Source organism: uncultured Lamprocystis sp., assembly GCF_903933125.1.
Taxonomy (GTDB): domain Bacteria; phylum Pseudomonadota; class Gammaproteobacteria; order Chromatiales; family Chromatiaceae; genus Thiodictyon.
On sequence record NZ_CAIZIZ010000053.1, the window covers coordinates 1 to 1857 of the forward strand.

A 1857-nucleotide genomic window follows, 5' to 3' on the forward strand; every position below is an offset into this window, starting at 1 on the left:
GCCTCGGAGACGGATTTTGACGGCCAGCCGATCGCGCCCGCGTCGGTCGCTCTCGACGAAACCGCGCGGCGACTGGCGCCGCCAGGCACGTGGTGGCACGCCCTAAATAGTATACGATATGAATACTTTCACAATCTCTCCGCGGTGTAACGCATCCCCTGGTACTCCGCGCCAAGTACCGACGACCGAACTGGGGTTGTCACCGGTCAGAACTCACCGATGTCACCGGCAACATTGATACAGAATCGCCATGGTCGTATTTTCCCAGCATGATCAAGACTCAGATCCAACTCCCTGACGCACTCTACCGAGAGGCAAAGCGAGTCGCCCGCGACCGCGAGATCCCGCTCGCCGAGGTCGTCCGCCGCGGTTTGGAGTACATCGTGCGCATCTACCCGCCGGTACCATCCGGTGCGCCCCCATGGATGCCGCCGCCACCCCGAGCCCTGGGGATCTTTCAAGCCCCGGTGGAAGACTCGCGGTTGCTTGCCAATGAGCCGACCGATCGCGCCCTTCCGTGATCTCGATCGACACCAACGTACGGCCATGATCGCCGTTCCGGCCAACGCGGCCACTCGGATGCGCTCAGCGTGCCGGCAACCGCAACGCGCCGACGCCGCTTATACTTCTCGACACACCATGAGGCCGCGTCCATCGCCGGACGCGGAAGGCATGCGCCCAACTCACAAAGGCGTCTTGCTGACATATCGGGAACATTCGAAATGCAAGCCACACGACTGATCGTCGAGACGAACGAGCATGGACAGATCATTTATTTGCCTCCGCTATCCCCGGGTGTCCGGATGGAGGCCATCTTCTTCGTGCTGGATGAGCCGCCCGTGTCCCGGCAACGCCAGCCGCCGCCCGACATTGCCGGCAAGGGTCGGATCTTGGGCGACATCATCGCCCCGGTGAGTGACCCGGACGACTGGGAGGCGCTGCGCTGATCGTCCTCGACACCCATGTCTGGCTGCGGTGGGTCATCAGTGCCGGGGTGGACCTGCCCCGCACCATGGCCGCCGCAATCCAGGCCGCGGTCTCAGGTCTCTCTGCTGGAAGGTCATGCTGTTGGAACAGCGCTTTCGGATCAATCTCCCGGCTCTAAGAAATCAGCGGAACCGGAGGCGCTTGAAGAGGGCGTCAATGTCGTTCTTTTTCGCCACTCGACCGGAGGCGATATGGACGCTGCCTCGCAAGGGGGCGATATCGGTCCGATTGAGACCAATAGGTAGGTCAGAACGTTCGTCCCACGGGTCGATGTGATGGCGTGCCATATATTCCCGGAGGCGACGGCGGGCGTTACTCTCAGCTGTCATGGGGTTTCATGCATCGCCGCTTTGGGTCTTTGAGCAGGGTGCCGCCTGCGTCGCCAGGGGATTAACGATTCGCAGCGAGCCTTCGATCTGCTGGCCGTCCTGAAGATCTTCCGAATATAGAACTTTGCAGTCCGCATCCAGTGCAGTCGCAATGACCAGGCTATCCCAATAGGAAAAGCGATACCTGAGTTTCAGTGTGTGTGCCGAACGAATGACCGCCAGATCGATCAAGCGTACCTCGCAACGTTGAATCATCGTCTCGATGTTCTGCTGAATGATTCGCTCGTCCACCCGATTCTTCAGCATCGCGGAATAATATTCGTTTAGCACCTGCGTGCTGATGAGAAAGCGCCGCCCGTCTTCTATCAACGTCTTTGCCAACGGACCGCGGATATCTTGCGACATGCCTATCCGGTTGTCTCAGGTAACCCCAAGGGGTAGTGGTTCAGCCTTACCGTCGGCCTTCCCCGTCTTCGGACACTGGGCCTCGTTCATCGGTTCGTCTCCTTCTCGGGTGTCGATGTCTGATGATCGTTAGAAC

General features: G+C 59.8%; 3 protein-coding genes. 2 read left to right on the forward strand and 1 reads right to left on the reverse strand.

Annotation, left to right across the window (positions count from 1 at the left end):
• Window positions 1-269: 269 nt before the first annotated feature.
• Window positions 270-521: an antitoxin gene (locus QZY03_RS02380; protein WP_295577912.1), complete on the forward strand. Its 252-nt coding sequence runs from the start codon at window positions 270-272 to the stop codon at window positions 519-521.
• A 201-nt stretch (window positions 522-722) separates the two neighbouring features.
• Window positions 723-947 (forward strand): hypothetical protein, encoded by a 225-nt coding sequence (locus tag QZY03_RS02385; protein ID WP_295577915.1) that lies wholly within the window; start codon window positions 723-725, stop codon window positions 945-947.
• 375 nt (window positions 948-1322) lie between these two features.
• On the opposite strand, the gene QZY03_RS02390 is transcribed toward QZY03_RS02385, so the two are convergent.
• Window positions 1323-1721, reverse strand: coding sequence for a PIN domain-containing protein (locus QZY03_RS02390; protein WP_295577918.1), 399 nt, complete (start codon window positions 1719-1721; stop codon window positions 1323-1325).
• Window positions 1722-1857 lie beyond the last annotated feature (136 nt).

What these genes read in the sequence shown, in the direction of transcription:
- QZY03_RS02385 (WP_295577915.1), top strand. Translation starts at nt 723, where the DNA reads ATGCAAGCCACACGACTGATCGTCGAGACGAACGAGCATGGACAGATC.
- QZY03_RS02380 (WP_295577912.1), top strand. Translation starts at nt 270, where the DNA reads ATGATCAAGACTCAGATCCAACTCCCTGACGCACTCTACCGAGAGGCA.
- QZY03_RS02390 (WP_295577918.1), bottom strand. Translation starts at nt 1,721, where the DNA reads ATGTCGCAAGATATCCGCGGTCCGTTGGCAAAGACGTTGATAGAAGAC.